Here is a 20,459-nt window from a genome sequence, read left to right as displayed (position 1 = left end):
CGGATCGCGCCCTTGGCGGCCTCTGCGCTGACGCGCGGGCTGGCGCCGATGGCCTCGCCCTTCGCCGTGGGGGTCGCCGCCCGGGCGGGTGGGCAGATCATCGCCTTCGCGCTGGTCGTCGTCGCCGCGCGGCATCTCGGGCTCGACGCCTTCGGCACCTACGCGGTGGCCTGGGCGGGGGCGGTGATCGCCACGAGCTTCGTCTACACCGGATTCTACCACGCGCTTCTGCGGGCCGACGACCTGGAGGCGTGCATCGACACTCTGTTCTGGGTCAAGATCGCGGTCGCAGGAGCGGGCGGCGCCATCCTCGCCGCGGCCGGGCTGATCGTCGGCGGGCCGGGGGCGCCGATTGGCGGCGCACTGTTCGCCGTCGCCCCGCTGCCACTGCTCGCCGTGCCCACCGCGTGGAACGAGGCGCAGCTCTGGCGGGCGGGCCGGGCGCGCGCGGCGAGCCTGCAGGTTCTGGCAGGCGAGGCGACCGGCCTCGCCGCGGCGGTCGCCGCGCTGGACGCGGGGCTGGGACTGTGGGGCCTCATCCTTTCGCGCTACGTCGCTTCCCTGACCGGGCTCGTCGTCACCTCCGCGCTCGTGCGCCGCTGCCCGCGCGCCCGGTTCGCCGCCGGTGAGGCCCGGACGGCCAGCCGAACCGCGTGGCCCCTCTGGGGAACAACCGGCATCGGGATGTTCTCGGCCTACGGCGCCGACCTCGTGCTCGCGGCCTTCCTCGCTCCGGCGGCGGTCGGTGCCTACCGGTCGGGCGCGCGCATCGCTGTCACCGCCTCCGACGTGGTGCTGCAGCCGGTACGAATGCTCGGCTGGTCGCGCCTCGCCCGGCTCGAGCGCGAGGGCGACCGGGACGGCATAGCGCGCAGCTGGCGGGGCGACGTGGCGCTGGCCTGCGCGATGCTCTGGCCCGCCTCGACCGGCCTGGCGCTGCTGGCCGAGCCGCTGGTCGTGCTGGTCTTCGACCCGTCCTGGGCCGCGGCGGCGCCGGTGCTCGCGGTGCTCGCGCTGGCACGGGCGCTCTCGGTGCCGATGGCCTTGATGGAACCGGCGCTCATGTGCACAGGTCGGGGCGCGCTGCAATTCCGCCTGCGGCTGGCGAGCGGGGCCGCACTGCTCCTCGCCCTGCTGACGCTGGGCCGCTTCGGCCCGGTCGAGGCGGCGTGGGCCGTCACAATCTCCACCGGCGCGATGAGCCTTGTCTGCCTTGCCGCCGTCGCTCGGGTGCTGGGCCTCTCGGCGCGGGCGGTCGCGACCGCCTTTCTGCCCGGGGCAGGGCTGGCGGCGGTGTGCGGCAGCTCGGTCTTCGCCCTGGCGGCGCTGGTGGCTCCCCTGCCGCTGCTGGCCGCCACGCTCGCCCATCTCGCGCTCGGCGCCGCGCTCTGGGCGGCGGGCATGGCGATCCTCTTCCGGTTGAAGGTGATCGCGCTGCCGCGGGTCTGAGCGGCGCTCAGGCGAGGATGGCGGCGACCAGCCCCGCGAGCGCCGCTCCGGCGACGAACCACGCCGCCGCCTCCGACGACGCGCGCCGCCGAGGCTGCGGCTCGCCGCGCCCCTGCTGGAGAAGCGCCGCCTCGGTCAGCTGCGGCAGCCGCGGCCCGAAGCGCGCGAGCACCCGCGCCGTCTTGAGCAGGTCGCCGGCCAGCGCCCGTGGCCCGACATTGTCGCGGATGTAATCCTCGACTACGGGCCGCGCGACGCGCCAGATGTTGATCTGCGGGTTGAGCGAGCGCGCCACGCCCTCGACCACCACCATCGTCCGCTGCAGCAGGATCAGCTCGGTGCGCGTCTCCATCCCGAACCGCTCGGTCACCTCGAAGAGATAGGCCAGCAGCTTGCCCATCGAGATGCGGGAGGCATCCATGCCGAAGATCGGCTCGCCCACCGAGCGCAGCGCCTGCGCGAACTCGTCCACGTCGCGGTCGGGGGGCACATAGCCCGCCTCGAAATGCACCTCGGCGACGCGGCGGTAATCCTTACGGATGAAGCCGAACAGGATCTCGGCATAGGCGCGGCGCGTGTATTCGTCGATCCGACCCATGATGCCGAAGTCGAGGGCGATGATATCGCCGTCGGGGCCGATCTTGAGGTTGCCCTGGTGCATGTCGGCGTGGAAGTAGCCGTCGCGCAGCGCGTGGCTGAGGAAGAGACGCAGCACCCGCTCTCCCAGCGCCGCGCGGTCGTGACCTGCCGCATCCAGCGCGGCGATATCGCCTGCCGGCACCCCTTCGACCCAGCCGAGCGTCATCACCCGCCGGCCCGACATGAACCAGTGCACGCTCGGCACGCGAAACCCGTCGTCCTTCGCGGTGTTCGAGGCGAACTCGGCGGCGGCCGAGCTTTCGAGCCGCAGATCGAGCTCGGCGTGCACCACGCTTTCGAAATGCTGGATCACCCCCTGCGGCCGCAGGCGGCGCGACGAGGGCGACAGCGTCTCGACCATCCAGGCGGCGAGGTAGAAGGCGTCGATATCCGTCTGGAACGCCTTCTCGATTCCCGGTCGCAGCACCTTGACGGCGACCTCTTCGCCGGTCGTGGCGAGCCGCGCACGGTGGACCTGCGCGATCGAGGCGGCGGCGATCGGCTCGGAAAATTCCGAGAACAGTTCGTCGACCGGCATCTGCAGTTCGTCGCGGACCGCCCGCAGGGCCTGCGCCCTGGGGAACGGCGGCAGCTTGTCCTGCAGCACGCGCAGCTGCATCGCCAGCTCGTCGCCCACCACGTCGGGCCGTGTCGACATGATCTGGCCGAACTTGATGTAGGCGGGGCCGAGCGCGGTGAGCGCGCGGGTGGCTGGTGGCAACTCCGGGTCGCCCTTGAGCCCCAGCCACTTGAACGGCCAGCCGAGGATTCGGGCGATCAGCCTGAGATGCGTCGGCGCCTCCATCGCCTCGAGCACCTGGCCCATGGCGCCGGTGCGCTCCAGCGTGGCGCCGGTGCGGACGAGCCGCCAGATGTTGTGGGGGCCGCGCAAGGGATCAGAGCTTCCAGCCCGAGTGCAGCGCGGCGACGCCCATCGTCAGGTTGCGATACTTCACCTGCTCGAAGCCCGCGGCCCGGATCATCCGCGCGAAGGTCTCCTGATCGGGAAACCTGCGGATCGATTCGACGAGATACTGATAGCTGTCGCGGTCGCCCGTCACGACGCGGCCCATCGTCGGGATCACGTTGAACGAGTAGCGGTCGTAGGCCCATTGCATCGCCGGGTTGGGCAGCTGCGAGAATTCCAGCACCATCAGCCTCCCGCCGGGCTTGAGCACGCGGAACGCCTCGGCCAGCGCCACCTCGGGCTTCGTCACGTTCCTGATGCCGAAGGAGATCGTGTAGACGTCGAACGTGGCATCGGGGAAGGGCAGATCCATCGCGTCGCCGACCACCCAGTCGAGGCGGTCGGCCATGTTCGCGGCCTCGGCGCGCTTGCGGCCCTCTTCCAGCATCGCCGCCGTCAGGTCGCACACGGTGGCGTGGGCGCCGGGGGCGCGCTTGAGGAAACGGAACGCGATGTCGCCGGTGCCGCCCGCCACGTCGAGCAGCTTCTGGCCGGGCCGGGGGGCCAGCCAGTCCATCATCGCGTCCTTCCACAGGCGATGGACGCCCCCCGACATCAGGTCGTTCATGATGTCGTAGCGCGAGGCGACCGAGGTGAACACGCCCTCGACAAGCCCCTTCTTCTCGTCCTCCGCGACGGTGCGATAGCCGAAATGCGTGGTGCGGTCGGACTCTGGCATGGTTGCGCCCCTTTCTTGTCACGCCGTCCATATAGCCCCGCCGGGAGAGTGACAAACGCATCCGAGGCCGCAGGCAGCGAGGGAAGCGAGTATGGACGGGCTCTACTATTTCGGCATGACGGTCGGGTTGGCCTTCGCCCTGCACGTGGCGGTCCGGCTGCTGTGGGGCGTGCGCGGGGAAAAGGCCCTGTTCCGCCACGCAGACCGCATGTCGACAGGTGCCGCGGAGGCCCGTGTCGTGGCCGCTCTCGGCACCGGGCGGCCCGCCCGCGAGGCGGGATTCGAGACGCGGCGGCACCGGGCATCATGGGGGGTGAAGGCGCTGGCGACGGTGATCGCGCCGCTTCTGTTCTACGTCGTCAACACGATGCTCATCGACGCGCGGGGCCGCGACGTCGACGCGGCGACGGCGCAGTGGCTGGGCCTGGGCGCGCTCGCCCTGCTCCTGTGGTATCTCGCCTGGGTCTGGACCTACTCGGTCGAGATCGGGCGTGACACGGCTCTCGTGCCGACGTTGGCCTTCGTGCGGCGCAGCCTGCCGCTCGACGGGCTGGTGGCGGTGGAAGACCCCGATCCCCATTTCCTGCGTCTGCGCTTTCGGGATGGGAGGCGCGCGCAAGTTCTGAGATACCTCGCGGGCCGCGACGAACTCGAGGAGACGCTGGCGGCCAGGGTGTCGGAGAACGAAGGGCGAGAAGGGGGCGAATGCCGGAACTACCCGAGGTCGAGACGGTCCGCCGTGGGCTCGAGCCCGTTCTGACGGGGCGCAGGATCGCGGCCGCGCAGGTCCGCCGGCCCGATCTGCGCTGGCCCCTGCCCGAGCGCATGGCCGAGCGGCTGACCGGCGCGCGGGTGGAGCGGCTGCGGCGGCGGTCGAAATACATCCTCGCCGATCTCGACACCGGCGAGACGCTGCTCATCCATCTCGGCATGTCGGGGCGCGTGCTGATCTCGGGCGTGCAGCTCGGCGCCTACCAGCACGAGCACGCCGCGCCGCAGGCGCACGACCACATCGTGCTCGACATGGAGGGCGGTGCCCGCGTCACCTACAACGATCCCCGCCGCTTCGGCATGTGGGATCTGATGGCGACCGGCACGGAAGAGGGGCATCGCCTGCTTGCCGGTCTCGGGCCGGAGCCGCTCGGCAACGCCTTCGACGAGCCCTACCTCGCCGCCCGTCTCAAGGGGCGCAACACCCCCGTCAAGGCGGCGCTGCTCGACCAGCGGCTGGTGGCGGGTCTCGGCAACATCTATGTCTGCGAGGTGCTGCACCGCACCGGCATCTCGCCGGTGCGCAAGGCCGGGCGCCTCTCGGCCGCGCGCGCGGCAAGCCTCGTGCCGGCGATCCGCGCGGTGCTGACCGAGGCGATCGAGGCCGGGGGCTCGTCCTTGCGCGACTACCGTCAGGCCGACGGCGAACTCGGCTATTTCCAGCACGTCTTCCGCGTCTACGGCCGCCAGGACCAGCCGTGCCGCACGCCGGGCTGCGCGGGAACGGTGCGCCGCGTCGTGCAATCGGGGCGGTCGTCGTTCTACTGCCCGGTGTGCCAGAGATAGCTTGAACCCGCGGTCCGGGCTGCTAAGCCTCGCCCGGGCGAAACCAGCGAAAGGCGCGACGCCATGGCTTACGAGACGCTCATCGTCGAGGTCAGCGACCATATCTGCCTGATCAAGCTCAATCGCCCCGAGGCTCTCAACGCCCTCAACAGCCAGATCCTGCGCGAACTCGGCGAGGCGCTCCGCGAGGCCGACGCGAACGAGAAGGTGCGATGCATCGTGCTCACCGGCTCCGACAAGGCGTTCGCCGCGGGCGCCGACATCTCCGAGATGGCCGGGAAGTCGTTCGTCGACGTGTTCGGGCGCGACCTGTTCGGAAACGAGGCCGAGCGCATCCTCGCCATCCGCAAGCCGATCGTCGCCGCGGTGGCCGGCTATGCGCTCGGGGGCGGCTGCGAGCTCGCCATGATGTGCGACTTCATCATCGCCGCCGACACCGCCAAGTTCGGCCAGCCCGAGATCAATCTCGGCGTCGTGGCCGGGATGGGCGGCACCCAGCGCCTGACCCGGCTCGTCGGCAAGTCGAAGAGCATGGACATGCACCTGACGGGGCGCTTCATGGATGCCGAGGAAGCCGAGCAGTGCGGCCTCGTCAGCCGCGTCGTGCCGTCGAAGAAGCTGATGGACGAGGCGATGGAGGCCGCCGGCAAGATCGCCGAGAAGTCGCAGCTGACCGCGATGGCGGTCAAGGAGGCGGTCAACCGGGCCTACGAGACGCCGCTCAGCGAGGGCCTGCTGTTCGAGCGTCGGCTGTTCCACGCGCTCTTCGCCACCGAGGACCAGAAGGAGGGCATGGGCGCCTTCCTCGAGAAGCGCGAGGCCCAGTTCCGCGACAAGTGAGGGCAGGGGGCGCCGGTGGTGTCCCCCCTGGGCGCCGCGTGCGGGTGTCGTGCAGGGGCGTCTCGTAGGGGCGTCCCGGGGGGCTTCCCTTCGCCGTCGAATTGGCCTATGCGCCCGTCCAGACATGCGCGTGAGGCCCGCCTGGCCGGAATCTCCCGGTATCGAACCCGGGGTCGGGTCTTCCCGCGCAAGTGCCGTATCGTGAAGACCTGACAAGAGAGAGCCCATGGCCAACACGCCCCAGTCCAAGAAGCGCGCCCGCCAGAACGAGCGCCGCTACGCCGTCAACAAGGCCCGCCGCTCGCGCATCCGCACCTTCCTGCGCAAGGTCGAGGAGGCGATCGCCTCGGGCGACGCCGAGGCCGCCAAGGCCGCCCTTCGTGCCGCCCAGCCCGAGCTGATGCGCGGCGTGACCAAGGGGGTCGTCCACAAGAACACCGCGGCGCGGAAGATGTCGCGCCTGTCGTCGCGGGTAAAGGCGCTGGGCGGCTGAGCGACTGGATCCGGGGCTCCGGATCTGAGGCGCCCGCGCCACGCATCCTCGCGGATCGACCTGACCGAAAGGGCGCGCCAGACGGTGCGCCCTTTGTCATGCGAAGTGCCTTGCCCCTTGTTTCATTGACGTTGCAAGCCCTTGGGCGGATTCGCCTACGAAACCGTGAAGTCAACTGAGAAGATAAGTTGCGCGGTCTCTCACGGCCTTGCTAGCTTCCGGATGCGACTCGTTATGTCCGGGGGGACAGGGTCGATCAGGCAGCGAGACACGGCTCTGTTGGGGGAGCCCTGCTACCTTGATCGTCCAAGGCGTGCCCCGTTTCGGGGGCGGAGCATCGGTGTGCTGCACGGGGTTCAGGGCACGATGCACCCGAGGAAATGGAGTGCGGGAGTCGGCGTTCGATCGCCGGCACTCGCTTTTCCCGTTGGCGGCAGGTCCGCCGGCGACCACCCCCCTTGCGTCGTGACGCGTCCGACACGGCACATAAACGGTCCCGGGTCGCTGCGGCGCGGGTATCCGGTCAGAGTAAGAAATTGGGGGCGAGCCGGCTGCGATGACGAATGAAACCTGGGGGCGCGTATGCGAGGATCTGGCGAAGACCATCGGGCAGACCAACTTCACGGCGTGGATAGAGCCGCTGGAATTCGATGCGCTCGAGGACGGGGTGGCCCGCTTCCGGGCGCCGACCACCTTCATCCGCTCCTGGGTGGCGCGTAACTACGCCGACCAGATCCGTCACCACATCGCGCGCACCGGCGCCGCCGTCGAGCGCATCGAGTTGAGCGTCGGCCCGGGGGCCGGCCGGCCCGCCGCGGCCAGCCGCGGGGCCCGGCCGGGCCCGGAGAACGGGGTGCCGAGGCGGGGCTCGGCCGCGGCCGAGGCGCGGGTAGATGGTGCGCCCCTCGCAGGCAGCGCCCCCGACGGCGCCGCGAGGGCCGCACCGGCCGAGGCGCGCGCCGCCCGGACCGAGCTGCCCGGCGGCGCTCTGGACCCGCGCTACACGTTCGACACCTTCGTCGTGGGCAAGCCCAACCAGCTCGCCCACGCCGCCGCCCGCCGGGTGGCCGAGGGGGCGACCGTCACGTTCAACCCGCTGTTCCTCTATGGCGGCGTGGGCCTCGGCAAGACGCACCTGATGCACGCCATCGCGTGGCAGTTGCAGCAGGCTCGGCCCGACCTGCGCGTGCTCTACCTCTCTGCCGAGCAGTTCATGTACCGGTTCGTGCAGGCCCTGCGCGAGCGCGAGATGATCGAGTTCAAGGAGCTGTTCCGCGCGGTCGACGTGCTGATGGTCGACGACGTCCAGTTCATCGCCGGCAAGGATGGCACGCAGGAAGAGTTCTTCCACACGTTCAATGCGCTGGTCGACCAGCACAAGCAGATCGTCATCTCGGCCGACCGTGCTCCGGTCGAGATCAAGAAGCTCGAGAACAGGATCGCGAGCCGCCTCCAGTCGGGCCTGGTCGTCGACCTTCACCCCACCGACTACGAGCTTCGCCTCGGCATCCTCCAGCAGAAGCGCGACCAGTACGCCGAGAGCTACGCCGGCGTGGTGATCCGCGACGCGGTGCTCGAGTTCCTCGCGCACCGGATCACCACCAATGTCCGCGTGCTCGAGGGGGCGCTGATCAAGCTGTTCGCCTTCGGCTCCTTCGTGGGCAAGGAAGTGACGCTCGAGATGACGCAGGAATGCCTGTCGGACATCCTGCGCGCGTCCGACCGGAAAGTCTCGATCGAGGAGATCCAGCGCACGGTGGCCGAGCATTACCACATGCGGCTGTCCGACATGGTCGGGCCGAAGCGCCACCGCACCATCGCCCGGCCGCGGCAGATGGCGATGTATCTGGCCAAGACTCTCACCTCGCGCTCGCTGCCCGAGATCGGGCGCCGCTTCGGCGGCCGCGACCACACCACGGTCATGCACGCGGTCAAGCGCGTCGAAGAGCTCAAGGCCAAGGATACGCAGATCGCCGAAGACCTCGAACTGCTGCGCCAGATGCTCGAATCCTGAACCCGCCCGGCCGGGGTGGCGCGGGCGCCGGCAGTGTTGCGGCGCGGCACTTGTGCCCGCCCCCATTTCGGCTAACGTGCCGATCCCGGCCGGCCCGCGCGGCCCGTCGGGCTGCCAGACGACGCCGGCCGCGGGGACGGTCGAAGGGGGAGCGGCCCACATGAAGATGAGCATCGAACGCGGCACCCTGCTCCGGGCCCTGGCCCAGGCGCAATCGGTCGTGGAGCGGCGCAACACCATTCCGATCCTCGCCAACGTGCTGATCGAGGCCGAGGGCGAGCAGGTCAGCTTCCGCGCCACCGATCTCGACATCGAGGTGGTCGACCGCACGGCCGCACAGGTCGAGCGGGCCGGCGCCACCACGGTCAACGCCGTGACCTTCCACGACATCGTGCGCAAGCTGCCCGACGGCGCGCTGGTGAAGCTGACCGACGACGGCGCCTCGGGCCGGCTGGAGGTGGAGGCGGGCCGCGCGCATTTCACGCTGGCCACGCTGCCGAAGGAGGATTTTCCCGTCATGGCGGCGACCGACTACGCCGCCAACTTCTCGGCCGAGGCCAGGGTGCTGCGGCGCCTGTTCGACAAGTCGAAATTCGCGATCTCGACCGAGGAGACGCGCTACTACCTCAACGGCGTCTACATGCACGTCTCGGAGGGCGAGGAGGGCCCGGTGCTGCGCTGCGTGGCGACCGACGGGCACCGGCTGGCCCGCGTCGACGCGCCCCTTCCCGAGGGGGCCGAGGGGATGCCGGGCGTGATCGTGCCGCGCAAGACGGTGGGCGAGCTGCGCAAGCTGCTCGAGGACGACGAGGCGCAGATCGCGGTGTCGGTCTCGGAGACCAAGGTGCGCTTCGCCACGCCCGAGATCACGCTCACCTCGAAGGTGATCGACGGCACCTTCCCCGATTACACGCGCGTCATCCCCGTCAACAATCCGCGCCGGATGGAGGTCGACGCCACCGAATTCGCCAAGGCGGTGGACCGGGTGGCGACCGTGTCCTCGGAGCGCTCGCGCGCGGTGAAGCTGTCGCTCGACGAGGATCGGCTGGTGCTCTCGGTCAACGCCCCCGATGCCGGCGCGGCGGAGGAGGAACTGGCGGTGGCCTACGGCGACGAGAAGCTCGAGATCGGCTTCAACGCCAAGTACCTGCTCGAGATCGCAAGCCAGGTGGACCGCGAGAACGCCGTGTTCCTGTTCAACTCGTCGGGCGACCCCACGCTGATGCGCGAAGGCACCGACACCTCGGCGCTCTACGTGGTGATGCCGATGCGCGTCTGATCGGCGCCGGCGCGTGTGGCGCCGGGGCGGAATGCGTATTTTGAACAGAAAGAAGCAGGGGGTGCGCCCGCGTGTCCGGACCGCCCGCATCTGGCCCCGGCCTGTCCCGCCTCGCCGTGACCTCGCTCGCGCTCGCGCAGGTCCGCTCGCACCGGAAGCTGTCGCTCGAATTCGACGGGCGGCCGGTGGCGATTTACGGGCCCAACGGGGCGGGCAAGACCAACCTGCTGGAGGCGGTGTCGCTGCTCTCGCCGGGCCGGGGGCTGCGCCGGGCCGCGCCGGAGGAGATCGGGCGGCGCGCGGCGGGCGTCGGCTGGCGCGTGGTGGCCGAGATCGACAGCCTTGGCCATGCCCACGAGGTGGAGACGGGGGCCGAGCCCGGCAGCCCGCGCACCGTGCGGATCGATGGCAAGGCGGCGCCGCAGGTGGCGCTGGGGCGGCTTGCGCGGGTGGTCTGGCTGGTGCCGGCCATGGACCGGCTGTGGACTGAGGCCGCGGAGGGGCGGCGACGCTTCCTCGACCGGATGACGATGTCGTTCGAGCCGGGCCACGGCGACGCGGTTCTGGCCTACGAGAAGGCGATGCGCGAGCGGAACCGCCTCTTGAAGGACGAGGTGCGCGACCCGGCCTGGTATGGCGCGCTCGAGGGGCGGATGGCGGAGGCGGGCGCGCGGATCGCGGCCCACCGGGCCGCGGCGCTGGCCCGGGTGGCCGCCGCGCAGGCGGGCGCGGCGACGACCTTTCCCGCGGCCGATCTGGCACTCACCGGCCCGGAGGGCGCGGAACCGGCCGCGACGGAGAGCGGCCTGGCCGAGGCCCTCGCGGCGGGCCGCGTGCGCGACATGGCGGCGGGGCGCACGCTCGCCGGGCCTCACCGGGCGGACCTGACGGCGGTCTATGCCGCGAAGGGGGTGCCGGCGGCGCAATGCTCCACCGGCGAGCAGAAGGCCCTGCTTCTGTCGCTGGTGCTGGCCAACGCCCGTGCGCTGGCGCAGGATTTCGGGGCGCCGCCGCTCCTGCTGCTCGACGAGGTGGCGGCCCATCTCGACGCCGGCCGGCGCGCGGCGCTCTATGACGAGGTCTGTGCGCTGGGGGCGCAGGCGTGGCTCACGGGCACGGGGCGCGAGCTGTTCGCGGGGCTGGAGGGGCGGGCGCAATTCCTCTCCGTGACGGAAGCGGGCGGCGACAGCGCGGTGAAGGAGGAGGCATGAGGGACCAGCGCGTGACGCTGATCACCCTGGGGGTGGACGATCTGGCCCGGTCGACGGGGTTCTACGCCGCGCTCGGCTGGGAGCCGGCGCAGGAGACCGAGGGCGCGGCCTTCTACCGGCTGGACGGCATGGCGCTGAGCCTGTTCGGGCGCGCGGCACTGGCCGCCGATCAGGGGCGGCCGGGGGCGGCGCTGGGGACCGGGGCGATGACGCTGGCGCAGAACTTTGCCGACCGCGCGGCGGTCGACGCCGCCTTCGCCCGGGCCGAGGCCGCCGGGGCGGAGGTGCTCAAGCGACCCGAGGCGGTGTTCTGGGGCGGATATTCCGGCTACTGGGCCGACCCGGACGGGCATGTCTGGGAGATGGCGCACAACCCGTTCTGGCCGCTCGACGTCGACGGGCGGCTGGCGCTGCCCTGACGCTTGCGGCAGCGGGTGCGCGACCGCTAGGTTGAGCGCATGATCGACCCGCCCCCGCTCCGCCGGCTGCTGGAGACCGCGCTCTATGCCGACGATCTCGATGCGGCGGAGGCATTCTACGGCGGTCTTCTGGGGCTGGAGCGAATCGCACGGGTGGGCGAGCGGCACGTCTTCTTCCGCTGCGGGCCGGGGTTGCTGCTGGTCTTCAACCCGCACGAGACGGGGAAGCCGCCCGGCAACCCCGACCTGCCGGTGCCGCCGCACGGCGCGCACGGGCCGGGCCATGCCTGCTTCGCGGCCACCTCCGACGAGCTCGCGCGATGGCGCTCGCGGCTGACCGATGCGGGCGTGGATATCGAGGCCGATTTCACCTGGCCGAACGGCGCGCGCTCGGTCTACGTGCGCGACCCGGCCGGCAATTCGGTGGAGTTCGCCGAGCCCGCGCTCTGGGGCTACGACGGCTGAGCCTCGTGACATTCCCCGCCACCGGGCGTAGGGAACGGGAGGCGCCCGCCTGCGCCGCCGGAGACCTTGTCCATGACCCTATCGCCGGCCGACCTCGCGCTCTATGCGGGCGCGGTGGCCATCCTGTTTCTCACGCCGGGCCCGGTCTGGGTGGCGCTGATCGCCCGCGGGGTGTCGGGCGGCTTTCACGCGGCGTGGCCGCTCGCGCTCGGCGTGGTCGTGGGCGACGCGATCTGGCCGCTCGCGGCGATCTTCGGGCTGGCGTGGATCACGGCGGTCTACGGCGGCTTCATGGACGCGCTGCGCTGGGTGGCGGTGGCGATCTTCCTGCTGATGGGGGTCGGCCTGATCCGCCATGCCGACCGCCAGCTCGCGCCCGACAGCCGGCTGACGCGGCCGGGCATGTGGGCGGGCTTCGCCGCGGGTCTCGCCGTCATCCTCGGCAATCCAAAGGCGATCCTGTTCTACATGGGCGTGCTGCCGGGCTTCTTCGACATCGGCTCGGTCACGGGGCCGGACATCGCCGCCATCGTGGCCGTCTCGACGGTCGTGCCGCTTGCGGGCAACCTCGTCTTGGCGGGCTTCCTCGGGCGCGTCCGGCGGCTGCTCGCCTCGCCGCAGGCGCTGCGGCGCACCAACCTCGCCGCGGGCGTCCTGCTGATCGGCGTGGGGGTCGCAATCGGGCTCGGATAGCACCATATCTTGGGTGTGTGGCGTGACATGCCCCCCAGAAACCCCTATAAGGCGGCAAGTTGAGGAGGACGGTCCCCGAATGGCCGAAGAAGCGCGCGCGACCGACGCCTATGGCGCGGAATCCATCAAGGTTCTCAAGGGGCTGGAGGCTGTCCGCAAGCGGCCCGGCATGTATATCGGCGACACCGACGACGGCTCTGGCCTGCACCACATGGTCTACGAGGTCGTCGACAACGGTATCGACGAGGCGCTTGCCGGCCACGCCGACTCCGTGCGCGTCACGATCCATGCCGATGACAGCGTATCGGTCAGCGACAATGGCCGCGGCATCCCCGTCGACATGCACGCCGAAGAGGGGGTGAGCGCCGCCGAGGTCATCATGACCCAGCTGCATGCCGGCGGGAAGTTCGACCAGAACTCCTACAAGGTGTCGGGCGGCCTGCACGGGGTGGGCGTGTCGGTCGTCAACGCCCTGTCGGAATGGCTCGAGCTGCGCATCTGGCGGGGCGGCAAGGAACACTACGCCCGTTTCGAGCACGGCGAGACGGTCGAGCCCCTGCGCGTCGTCGGCGATGCGAACGGCCAGCAGGGCACCGAGGTGCGCTTCCTCGCCTCGACCCGGACGTTCTCCAATCTCGACTACGTCTACAAGACGCTCGAGACCCGCCTGCGCGAGCTCGCCTTCCTCAATTCCGGGGTGAAGATCGTGCTGCGCGACGAGCGCCACCCGGAGGTCGAGGAGACCGAGATGTGCTACGAGGGCGGCGTGCGCGAGTTCGTCCGCTACCTCGACCGCTCCAAGACCTCGCACATGCCCGAGCCCATCTACATCGAGGGCGAGCGCGACGGCATCGGCGTGGAAATCGCCATGTGGTGGAACGACAGCTACAACGAGATGGTGCTGCCCTTCACCAACAATATCCCCCAGCGCGACGGCGGCACGCACCTTGCCGGCTTCCGCGGCGCGCTGACCCGCACGCTCAACCACTATGCCGGCGCCTCGGGCATCGCGCGCAAGGAAAAGATCAGCTTTACCGGCGACGACGCCCGCGAAGGGCTGACCGCGGTGCTCTCGGTCAAGGTGCCCGACCCCAAGTTCTCGTCGCAGACCAAGGACAAGCTGGTGTCCTCCGAGGTCAGGCCCGTGGTCGAGAGCCTGATGAACGAGAAGCTCTCGGAGTGGTTCGAGGAGCACCCGCAGGAAGCCCGCATCATCGTCACCAAGATCGTCGAGGCGGCGCTCGCCCGCGAGGCCGCGCGCAAGGCGCGCGAGCTGACCCGCCGCAAGACGGCGATGGACGTGGCGAGCCTGCCCGGCAAGCTCGCCGACTGCCAGGAGAAGGACCCGGCGAAGTCGGAGCTCTTCCTCGTGGAGGGCGACTCGGCCGGCGGCTCCGCCAAGCAGGGCCGCTCCCGCCAGAACCAGGCCGTGCTGCCGCTGCGGGGCAAGATCCTGAACGTCGAGCGCGCGCGGTTCGACCGGATGCTCTCGAGCCAGGAGATCGGCACGCTGATCACCGCGCTCGGCACCGGCATCGGGCGCGACGAGTTCGACATCTCCAAGCTGCGCTACCACAAGATCGTCATCATGACGGATGCCGACGTCGACGGCGCGCATATCCGCACGCTGCTCTTGACGTTCTTCTTCCGCCAGATGCCGCAGATCATCGAGGACGGGTATCTCTACATCGCCGAGCCGCCGCTCTACAAGGTGAGCCGCGGCAAGTCCGAGGTCTACCTCAAGGATCATTCGGCGCTGGAGGAGTACCTGATCGCCACCGGCGTCGAGGGTGCGCTGCTGCGCCTCGGCACGGGCGAGGAGATCGCGGGCGAGGATCTGACCCGCGTGGTCGAGCAGGCCCGGCAGGTGAAGCGGGTGCTGGAGAGCTTCCCCACCCATTACCGCCGCGACATCCTTGAGCAGGCGGCCATCGCCGGCGCCTTCCTGCCCGGCCAGGCCGACGGCGACCTGCAGGCGGTGGCCGACGCGGTGGCACGGCGGCTCGACATGGTGGCGGTGGAGTACGAGCGCGGCTGGCAGGGCCGCCCCACGCAGGACCGGGGCATCCGCCTGTCGCGCACGGTGCGCGGCGTGGAGGAGGTGCGCACGCTCGACGGCCCGGCGCTCCGCTCTGGCGAGGCACGGCGTCTCGGCGCGCTGACCGAGAGCCTTCAGCAGGTTTACGCGCAGGTCGCCCGACTGATGCGCAAGGACAAGGGCGTCGAGATCTACGGCCCCCTGGGACTGCTCGATGCGATCCTGACCGAGGGGGAGAAGGGTCTGACGCTGCAGCGCTACAAGGGGCTCGGCGAAATGAACCCCGACCAGCTCTGGGAGACGACGCTCGACCCCGAGGGCGACCGCCGCCTGCTTCAGGTCAAGATCGACGACGTGGCCGAGGCCGACGACATCTTCACCAAGCTGATGGGCGACGTGGTCGAGCCGCGCCGCGCCTTCATCCAGTCTAACGCCCTGAGCGTGGAAAACCTCGACGCGTGACGTTTGAGAGCAGCCTCCGCCTCATGCCGGCAGCCGTCGCGGGACGAGGCAGAGCCCGACGCGGTGGCGGCCGTGAACGCGCAGGCTGCTCGGCCAGTGCGAGGCATCCCTCGCCGCCTCTCCCCGCCTGTCTCACCCCGCTCAGCGGGCGAGGTGGTTCAGACGTCCGGGCGATGCTCCGGTGCCGAAGGGGTATTTCCCGACGGCGCAGCCTCCATCGCCGGTCTCCCCTGTCGAGCAACAGGCCCTCGCGGATCAGGGGATAGTCCGGGCGAGCGGATCGGCGGCTTTCGGCGGCCCCGTGCGCGGCTGCCCCGACCGCTCGCCGGCCGCCACGCCCCTCGCCCGCCGGATTCCGGCAGAGCATCGCTTGCCCGGCCGGGGTCCGCGTCACTCCTGCGTCCGACGTAGCCCGGGGATGACGTGCCAGGCGATCTCGCGCCGCCAGGTCTTGCCAGGATCGAGGCGAATCGGCGGAAAATCCCGGTGGTTCGGCGCGTCGGGCCAGCCCTGCGGCTCGAGGGCGAGGCCGGGGCGGGCGCCATAGGCGGCCCCCCCATGCCCGGGATGCCCCGGCGTCGCCGCCCCGTCGCCGGTAAACACCTGCAGCCCCGGAGCGCTCGTGGCCACGACGAGGGCCGTGCCGTCCGGCGCCTCGAGTCGGGCCACCTCGACGGGCGATCGCTCGCGCCCGGCAAGGCAGAAGCAATGGTCGAGCATGTCTTCCGCCCCGAGCCTGCGCCCCTCGCGGAAGTCGAAGCGTGATCCCGCGACCGGCCGTATCTCGCCTGTCGGCAGGGTCTCGGCGTCGATCGGCAGGTAGCGGTCGGCCGCGATCCACAGCCTGTGCCCGTCCAGGCCCGGCGGCCCGCCGAGATGCCAGTATCCGTGGTGGGTGAGGTTGACGAGCGTCGGCGCGTCGGTTTCCGCCTCGAGCGTCAGCCGCAGGGCCCCCTTTTCCAGCGCGTAGATGGCACGGAAGCGGCGTGCCCCGGGAAGGCCGCCGGCCCCGGCCTCGGCCCGCGCCACCAGCCGCACACGGTCGGCTGCGGCCTCCGCCACCTCCCACACCGCCCGGTGCAGGCCGGCCGCGCCACTGTGGAGCGCGTGCGGATGATCGCTCGCGTCGAGCGCGACATGGCCCCCGCCCAGCGGCGCGCGCGCGTCGCGCATCCGCCCGGCGAGCGGGCCCACCACCGCCCCGAAATAGGCCATCGGCCCCCCGTCATAGGCCGCGAGAGAGGGCGCGCCGAGGGTCAGCGGGCGGCCCTCGAGACGCAGATCCTGAAGAATCGCGCCGAACGTCAGCACCCGCGCCGTGAGCGCCCCGTCCCGCAGGTCGATCGCGTGCACCGCAGCCCCTGCCCGGGTCGTGCCGAACCGTTCCATCCGCGCCCTCTCGCCTGCCGCCCGTGCCGCAGCTGCACGGTAGCGCAAGCCGGCGGCAGGCGATACGCCCGTCACGCGCCGTTGCGGCGCCGTGCAGCATCCCCCGGCGGCGGGCGCGGGCGCCCCTCGCCTCAGCCCGTGCCGGCCTCGACGAGACGGGCGACATAGCGGGCGAGGGTGTCGATCTCGAGATTGACGAGGTCGCCCGGGGCCACGCGCCCCCAGGTCGTCACCGCCTTGGTGTGCGGGATGAAGTTGATGCCGAAGTCGCCCCCCGACACCTCGTTGACGGTCAGCGATGTGCCGTTCAGCGCGACCGATCCTTTCGGCGCGACGAAGCGCGCGAGCGCCTCGGGCGCGCGCAGCAGGACACGGGTGCTGTCGCCCTCCTCGGCGACCGAGATCACCTCGGCCAGCCCGTCGACATGGCCCGACACGATGTGGCCGCCGAGCTCGTCGCCCACCCGCAGCGCCCGCTCGAGATTCACCGCCCGGCCCGGCGCCCAGTCGCCAAGGTTGGTCTTCGATACCGTCTCGGCCGACACGTCGACGTCGAACCAGCCGCCGGCCGCGTCGCGACCGGCCTCGACCACGGTCAGGCAGACCCCGTCGCATGCGATCGAGGCCCCCGTGGCGATGCTGTCGACGTCGTACGACGTGCCGATCCGCACCCACAGGTCGCCGCGCCTCTCGAGCGCGCGGATGGCCCCCATGTCGGTGACGATCCCGGTGAACATGGCGCACGTCTCCTCTGCCGACCCGGCCCGGCGGGCCGCCCCGCGACCTAGCCGTGCCACGCCCCGGAGACAAGACGCCCGCCCCGCCGCACGCGCCCGCCTCGCCGCACGCCCCCGCCCAGCCGCGAGCCCCGCCCCTTCTTCTTGCTTCAAGTATCCCGGGGGAGTCGCCGTCAGGCGACGGGGGCTGGCCCCCGCCCCGCTCCTCGCCCGTGTGCGCCCCTCGCCTTCTGCACGCCACGCCACCGCCGCATTCGCAGGGCACGCATGTAAGGGAAGCGTTCACCCGAGCCCCCGATACGAGTGCCATGGATCCCGGCGACCGCGTCTTCCTGTTCCTGCAGGGGCCCCACGGGCCCTTCTTCCACCAGCTGGGGCGGATGCTGCGCTCGGCCGGCTGCACGACACTGCGCGTCGGCTTCAACACCGGCGACGACGCCTTCTGGTTCCACCGCGAGAGCTTCGTGCCCTATCGCGGCGCGGTCGGAGACTGGCCGGCCGACTGTGCCCGCCTGATCCGCGAGCGGGGCGTGACCGATCTCGTGCTCTACGGCGACGCGCGCCCCATCCACGCCACCGCCGTTGCCGAGGCGAAGCGGGCCGGCGTGACCGTGCACGTCTTCGAGGAAGGCTACCTGCGGCCCTGGTGGGTGACCTACGAGCGCGGCGGCACCAATGGAAACTCGCGCCTGATGGAACTCGGCGTCGCCGAGATGCGCGCGGCGCTCGCGCAATGCGACCTCTCGGTGCCCGATGCGCCCGCGCATTGGGGCGACATGCGCCAGCACGTCTTCTACGGGGCGCTCTATCACTGGTTCGTGATGTTCCGGAACGGGCGCTACCGCAATTTCCGCCCCCACCGCGACCGCACCGTCGCGCAGGAATTCGCGCTCTACGCCCGCCGCCTCATGCTGATGCCCGCCCACGCCGCGGGGCGCGCGGTGGCGACGACGCGGGTGCGGCGCGGCGGCTTCCCCTACCATCTGTGCCTGCTGCAACTGGCGCACGACTCGAGCTTTACCGCGCACGGCCCCTTCGCCTCGATGGCTGAGTTCCTCGAAACCGTCATCGCGGGGTTCGCGGAAGGGGCGCCGCGCCACCACCACCTCGTCTTCAAGGCTCATCCGCTCGAGGACGGGCGCACGCCTTTGCGGGCGGACCTCGCGCGCCTCGGCCGGGCGCACGGGGTGGCCGACCGGCTGCATTTCATCCGCGGCGGCAAGCTCGCCGCCCTGCTCGATCACGCCTCGAGCGCGGTGACCGTCAACTCGACGGCCGCGCAGCAGGCGCTCTGGCGCGGCTTGCCGGTCAAGGCGTTCGGCCGGGCAGTCTACGCCAAGCCCGAATTCGTCTCGTCCCAGCCGATGGCGGAGTTCTTCTCCGGACCCCAGCGCCCCGACACGCGCGCCTACCGCGACTTTCGCACCTTCCTGCTGGAGACGAGCCAGGTTGCCGGCGGATTCTACTCCGGCCGCGGGCGGCGGCAGCTCCTGCGTCAGGTCGTCGACATGATGCTCGCGCCGCACGACCCCTACGACGCACTTGCCCGCGGCACCGCCGCGCCCCGGCGCCTGCTGCGCGCCGTGACGTGAGGCATTGCGCCCGCGCGCCGTATCCGCCGGCGGCGTCCGGGCGCAAATCCCTTGAAGAAAGGGATTTGCAAGAGCCTTCGAAAAGGCTCTTCCCCCGCGCCGCCCCGACGTCGCGTTCCCGGTCGATCGGCGCGCGTCGGACTCCACCGGGCGCGCCGCAAATCCCTTGAAGCAAGGGATTTGCAAGAGCCTTTGTGCAAGGCTCTTGTCCGCGACCCCACACCTTGCGGGGGGCGGCAGGCAGCGGCCCAAGGTCTCGTCCGGCGCGGCGGATGGGCAACAGCGGCCTGCCGCCGGCGACGGGCTGTCTACCCTTTCTCGTTCAGACGGGTAGGGTTGCGGGCAAAACTTGAGGCAGAAAATCCGTCAAGGAGCCCGAGCAGTGCCATTATCGATCTCCCCCGTCGCGCGGGGGCTCGCCCTGCTGGCGGCCCTCGCGCTCCTAGCCGGCTGCGCGCTGCCGCGCTCCGGGCCCAACAAAAACGAGATCTTCGCCGGCTCCGTCCAGCGCGAGGGAGACGCCTACATCCTCGAAGTGTCGCCGCGGGTGACGCGCATCGCGTCGGTCACCCCCGTTCTCGGCTTCACCCAGGGGTTTCTCGACGCAGGTCTGCTGGGCTCGGACACGATCCGGCCCGGCGACGTGCTGGGCCTGACGATCTGGGAAAACGTCGACGACGGGCTTCTCGTCTCGGATGGGCTCGCCTCGAGCACGCTGGAAGAGGTGCAGGTCGACGGGCAGGGCTTCATCTTCGTGCCCTATGCCGGACGGATCCGCGCCGCCGGCAACACGCCCGAGCGCATCCGCCAGATCATTACCCAGCGCCTCGACGAGCAGACACCCGACCCGCAGGTGCTGGTGCGCCGCCTCGCCGGCAACGGCGCGACCGTGTCGGTCGTGGGCGGTGTCGCCCAGCAGGGCGTCTTTCCGATCGAGCGGCCAACGCGCACGCTGTCGGCCATGATCGCCGCCGCCGGCGGCCTCGCCATCGAGCCCGAGATCGCGCAGATCGTCGTGGTGCGCGGCAGTCACCGGGCGAAGATCTGGTTCGAGGATCTCTACACCGACCCCCGTCTCGACATCGCCCTGCGCGACGGCGACCGCGTTCTCGTCGAGGAGGATCGGCGCGCGTTCTCGGTTCTCGGCGCGACGGGCACGCAGAACCGCGTGCCGTTCGAGAGCCAGACGCTCTCGGCCATCGAGGCCCTGGCGCAAGTGGGCGGGCTCAACACCAATCTCGCCGATCCCACCGGCGTCTTCGTGTTCCGCACGGAGCCCGAGCCGATCGCGGAGCAGTTGCTCGGCCGCGAGGACCTGACGGGCCCGCAGCGCATCGTCTACGTGCTCAATCTCACGTCGCCGAACGGGATGTTCGAGGCGCGCGACTTCGCCATCCGCGACGACGACCTGCTCTACGTGACCGAGGCGCCCTATACCCAGTTCCAGAAGATCCTTTCTGCCGTCACGGGCACGCTGACACCGATCAACAACGTGCAGGCGCTCGCCAATTGACGCCGCGGTCGCAGGCACCGCGC

At 70.9% G+C, this 20,459-nt stretch carries 18 protein-coding genes; 14 read left to right on the top strand and 4 right to left on the bottom strand.

Annotated features, from left to right (window positions below):
* Positions 1-12 precede the first annotated feature (12 nt).
* Positions 13-1,449, top strand: coding sequence for an oligosaccharide flippase family protein (locus tag DLJ49_RS09180; RefSeq protein WP_158547436.1), 1,437 nt, complete (start codon positions 13-15; stop codon positions 1,447-1,449).
* Between the two features lie 7 nt (positions 1,450-1,456).
* Here the strand turns inward: DLJ49_RS09180 and ubiB are convergent, their stop codons facing one another.
* Positions 1,457-2,980, bottom strand: coding sequence for a 2-polyprenylphenol 6-hydroxylase (gene ubiB, locus DLJ49_RS09175; RefSeq protein WP_115393241.1), 1,524 nt, complete (start codon positions 2,978-2,980; stop codon positions 1,457-1,459).
* A 4-nt stretch (positions 2,981-2,984) separates the two neighbouring features.
* The gene (ubiE, locus tag DLJ49_RS09170; protein ID WP_115393240.1) at positions 2,985-3,734 is read right to left on the bottom strand and encodes a bifunctional demethylmenaquinone methyltransferase/2-methoxy-6-polyprenyl-1,4-benzoquinol methylase UbiE; all 750 of its coding nucleotides are present in this window, start codon (positions 3,732-3,734) and stop codon (positions 2,985-2,987) included.
* Between the two features lie 91 nt (positions 3,735-3,825).
* On the opposite strand from ubiE, the gene DLJ49_RS09165 reads away from it, so the two are divergent.
* The 11 genes from DLJ49_RS09165 (at position 3,826) to gyrB (ending at position 15,205) form a co-directional block, all read left to right on the top strand.
* Positions 3,826-4,494, top strand: a complete 669-nt coding sequence (locus DLJ49_RS09165) for a hypothetical protein (protein WP_115393239.1) — start codon at positions 3,826-3,828, stop codon at positions 4,492-4,494.
* On the top strand, positions 4,440-5,291 hold the full coding sequence (mutM, locus tag DLJ49_RS09160) for a bifunctional DNA-formamidopyrimidine glycosylase/DNA-(apurinic or apyrimidinic site) lyase (RefSeq protein ID WP_115393238.1): 852 nt from the start codon (positions 4,440-4,442) through the stop codon (positions 5,289-5,291). The genes DLJ49_RS09165 and mutM overlap by 55 nt, the downstream gene beginning before the upstream one ends.
* Positions 5,292-5,354: 63 nt before the next feature.
* The gene (locus DLJ49_RS09155; protein ID WP_115393237.1) at positions 5,355-6,131 is read left to right on the top strand and encodes an enoyl-CoA hydratase; all 777 of its coding nucleotides are present in this window, start codon (positions 5,355-5,357) and stop codon (positions 6,129-6,131) included.
* Positions 6,132-6,357: 226 nt separating this feature from the next.
* Positions 6,358-6,624, top strand: a complete 267-nt coding sequence (gene rpsT, locus DLJ49_RS09150) for a 30S ribosomal protein S20 (RefSeq protein WP_115393236.1) — start codon at positions 6,358-6,360, stop codon at positions 6,622-6,624.
* Between the two features lie 556 nt (positions 6,625-7,180).
* Positions 7,181-8,638, top strand: a complete 1,458-nt coding sequence (gene dnaA / locus DLJ49_RS09145) for a chromosomal replication initiator protein DnaA (RefSeq protein WP_115393235.1) — start codon at positions 7,181-7,183, stop codon at positions 8,636-8,638.
* A gap of 160 nt (positions 8,639-8,798) precedes the next feature.
* Positions 8,799-9,917, top strand: coding sequence for a DNA polymerase III subunit beta (gene dnaN, locus DLJ49_RS09140; RefSeq protein ID WP_115393234.1), 1,119 nt, complete (start codon positions 8,799-8,801; stop codon positions 9,915-9,917).
* Positions 9,918-10,018: 101 nt separating this feature from the next.
* Positions 10,019-11,128: a DNA replication/repair protein RecF gene (gene recF / locus DLJ49_RS09135; RefSeq protein ID WP_115393355.1), complete on the top strand. Its 1,110-nt coding sequence runs from the start codon at positions 10,019-10,021 to the stop codon at positions 11,126-11,128.
* The gene (locus tag DLJ49_RS09130) at positions 11,125-11,547 is read left to right on the top strand and encodes a VOC family protein (protein ID WP_115393233.1); all 423 of its coding nucleotides are present in this window, start codon (positions 11,125-11,127) and stop codon (positions 11,545-11,547) included. Before recF ends, DLJ49_RS09130 begins: the two co-directional genes overlap by 4 nt.
* Positions 11,548-11,586: 39 nt before the next feature.
* Positions 11,587-12,012 carry a VOC family protein gene (locus DLJ49_RS09125; RefSeq protein ID WP_115393232.1) on the top strand — a complete coding sequence of 142 codons (426 nt, stop codon included), beginning with the start codon at positions 11,587-11,589 and terminating at the stop codon, positions 12,010-12,012.
* Positions 12,013-12,084: 72 nt separating this feature from the next.
* On the top strand, positions 12,085-12,705 hold the full coding sequence (locus DLJ49_RS09120; protein WP_115393231.1) for a LysE family translocator: 621 nt from the start codon (positions 12,085-12,087) through the stop codon (positions 12,703-12,705).
* 79 nt (positions 12,706-12,784) lie between these two features.
* Positions 12,785-15,205 (top strand): DNA topoisomerase (ATP-hydrolyzing) subunit B, encoded by a 2,421-nt coding sequence (gyrB, locus tag DLJ49_RS09115; RefSeq protein WP_115393230.1) that lies wholly within the window; start codon positions 12,785-12,787, stop codon positions 15,203-15,205.
* Positions 15,206-15,595: 390 nt separating this feature from the next.
* Here gyrB and DLJ49_RS09110 read toward each other — a convergent pair whose 3' ends face one another.
* Both DLJ49_RS09110 and DLJ49_RS09105 read right to left on the bottom strand, forming a co-directional pair.
* Complete coding sequence (locus tag DLJ49_RS09110) at positions 15,596-16,594, bottom strand: aldose epimerase family protein (RefSeq protein ID WP_115393229.1); 999 nt, start codon at positions 16,592-16,594, stop codon at positions 15,596-15,598.
* 131 nt (positions 16,595-16,725) lie between these two features.
* Positions 16,726-17,331, bottom strand: a complete 606-nt coding sequence (locus DLJ49_RS09105; protein WP_115393228.1) for a riboflavin synthase — start codon at positions 17,329-17,331, stop codon at positions 16,726-16,728.
* Positions 17,332-17,639: 308 nt separating this feature from the next.
* Here DLJ49_RS09105 and DLJ49_RS09100 point away from each other — a divergent pair, with 308 nt between their 5' ends.
* Both DLJ49_RS09100 and DLJ49_RS09095 read left to right on the top strand, forming a co-directional pair.
* A complete protein-coding gene (locus DLJ49_RS09100; protein WP_115393227.1) occupies positions 17,640-18,923 on the top strand; it encodes a capsule biosynthesis protein in 1,284 nt (427 codons plus the stop codon).
* 382 nt (positions 18,924-19,305) lie between these two features.
* Complete coding sequence (locus DLJ49_RS09095) at positions 19,306-20,436, top strand: polysaccharide biosynthesis/export family protein (RefSeq protein WP_115393226.1); 1,131 nt, start codon at positions 19,306-19,308, stop codon at positions 20,434-20,436.
* Positions 20,437-20,459: the final 23 nt, after the last annotated feature.

The organism is Rhodovulum sp. 12E13 (assembly GCF_003340565.1).
Classification (GTDB): Bacteria; Pseudomonadota; Alphaproteobacteria; order Rhodobacterales; family Rhodobacteraceae; genus HLUCCA09.
Note: the sequence above shows the minus strand (reverse complement) of the source record. Positions and strands in the feature narration are given on the sequence as shown.

Bases quoted from the DNA above. Each gene is read 5' to 3' on its own strand.
- rpsT (WP_115393236.1), top strand. From the start codon at position 6,358: ATGGCCAACACGCCCCAGTCCAAGAAGCGCGCCCGCCAGAACGAGCGC.
- gyrB (WP_115393230.1), top strand. From the start codon at position 12,785: ATGGCCGAAGAAGCGCGCGCGACCGACGCCTATGGCGCGGAATCCATC.
- dnaN (WP_115393234.1), top strand. From the start codon at position 8,799: ATGAAGATGAGCATCGAACGCGGCACCCTGCTCCGGGCCCTGGCCCAG.
- DLJ49_RS09125 (WP_115393232.1), top strand. From the start codon at position 11,587: ATGATCGACCCGCCCCCGCTCCGCCGGCTGCTGGAGACCGCGCTCTAT.
- DLJ49_RS09105 (WP_115393228.1), bottom strand. From the start codon at position 17,331: ATGTTCACCGGGATCGTCACCGACATGGGGGCCATCCGCGCGCTCGAG.
- dnaA (WP_115393235.1), top strand. From the start codon at position 7,181: ATGACGAATGAAACCTGGGGGCGCGTATGCGAGGATCTGGCGAAGACC.
- mutM (WP_115393238.1), top strand. From the start codon at position 4,440: ATGCCGGAACTACCCGAGGTCGAGACGGTCCGCCGTGGGCTCGAGCCC.
- DLJ49_RS09120 (WP_115393231.1), top strand. From the start codon at position 12,085: ATGACCCTATCGCCGGCCGACCTCGCGCTCTATGCGGGCGCGGTGGCC.
- DLJ49_RS09110 (WP_115393229.1), bottom strand. From the start codon at position 16,594: ATGGAACGGTTCGGCACGACCCGGGCAGGGGCTGCGGTGCACGCGATC.
- ubiE (WP_115393240.1), bottom strand. From the start codon at position 3,734: ATGCCAGAGTCCGACCGCACCACGCATTTCGGCTATCGCACCGTCGCG.
- DLJ49_RS09130 (WP_115393233.1), top strand. From the start codon at position 11,125: ATGAGGGACCAGCGCGTGACGCTGATCACCCTGGGGGTGGACGATCTG.
- DLJ49_RS09155 (WP_115393237.1), top strand. From the start codon at position 5,355: ATGGCTTACGAGACGCTCATCGTCGAGGTCAGCGACCATATCTGCCTG.
- DLJ49_RS09100 (WP_115393227.1), top strand. From the start codon at position 17,640: ATGGATCCCGGCGACCGCGTCTTCCTGTTCCTGCAGGGGCCCCACGGG.
- DLJ49_RS09165 (WP_115393239.1), top strand. From the start codon at position 3,826: ATGGACGGGCTCTACTATTTCGGCATGACGGTCGGGTTGGCCTTCGCC.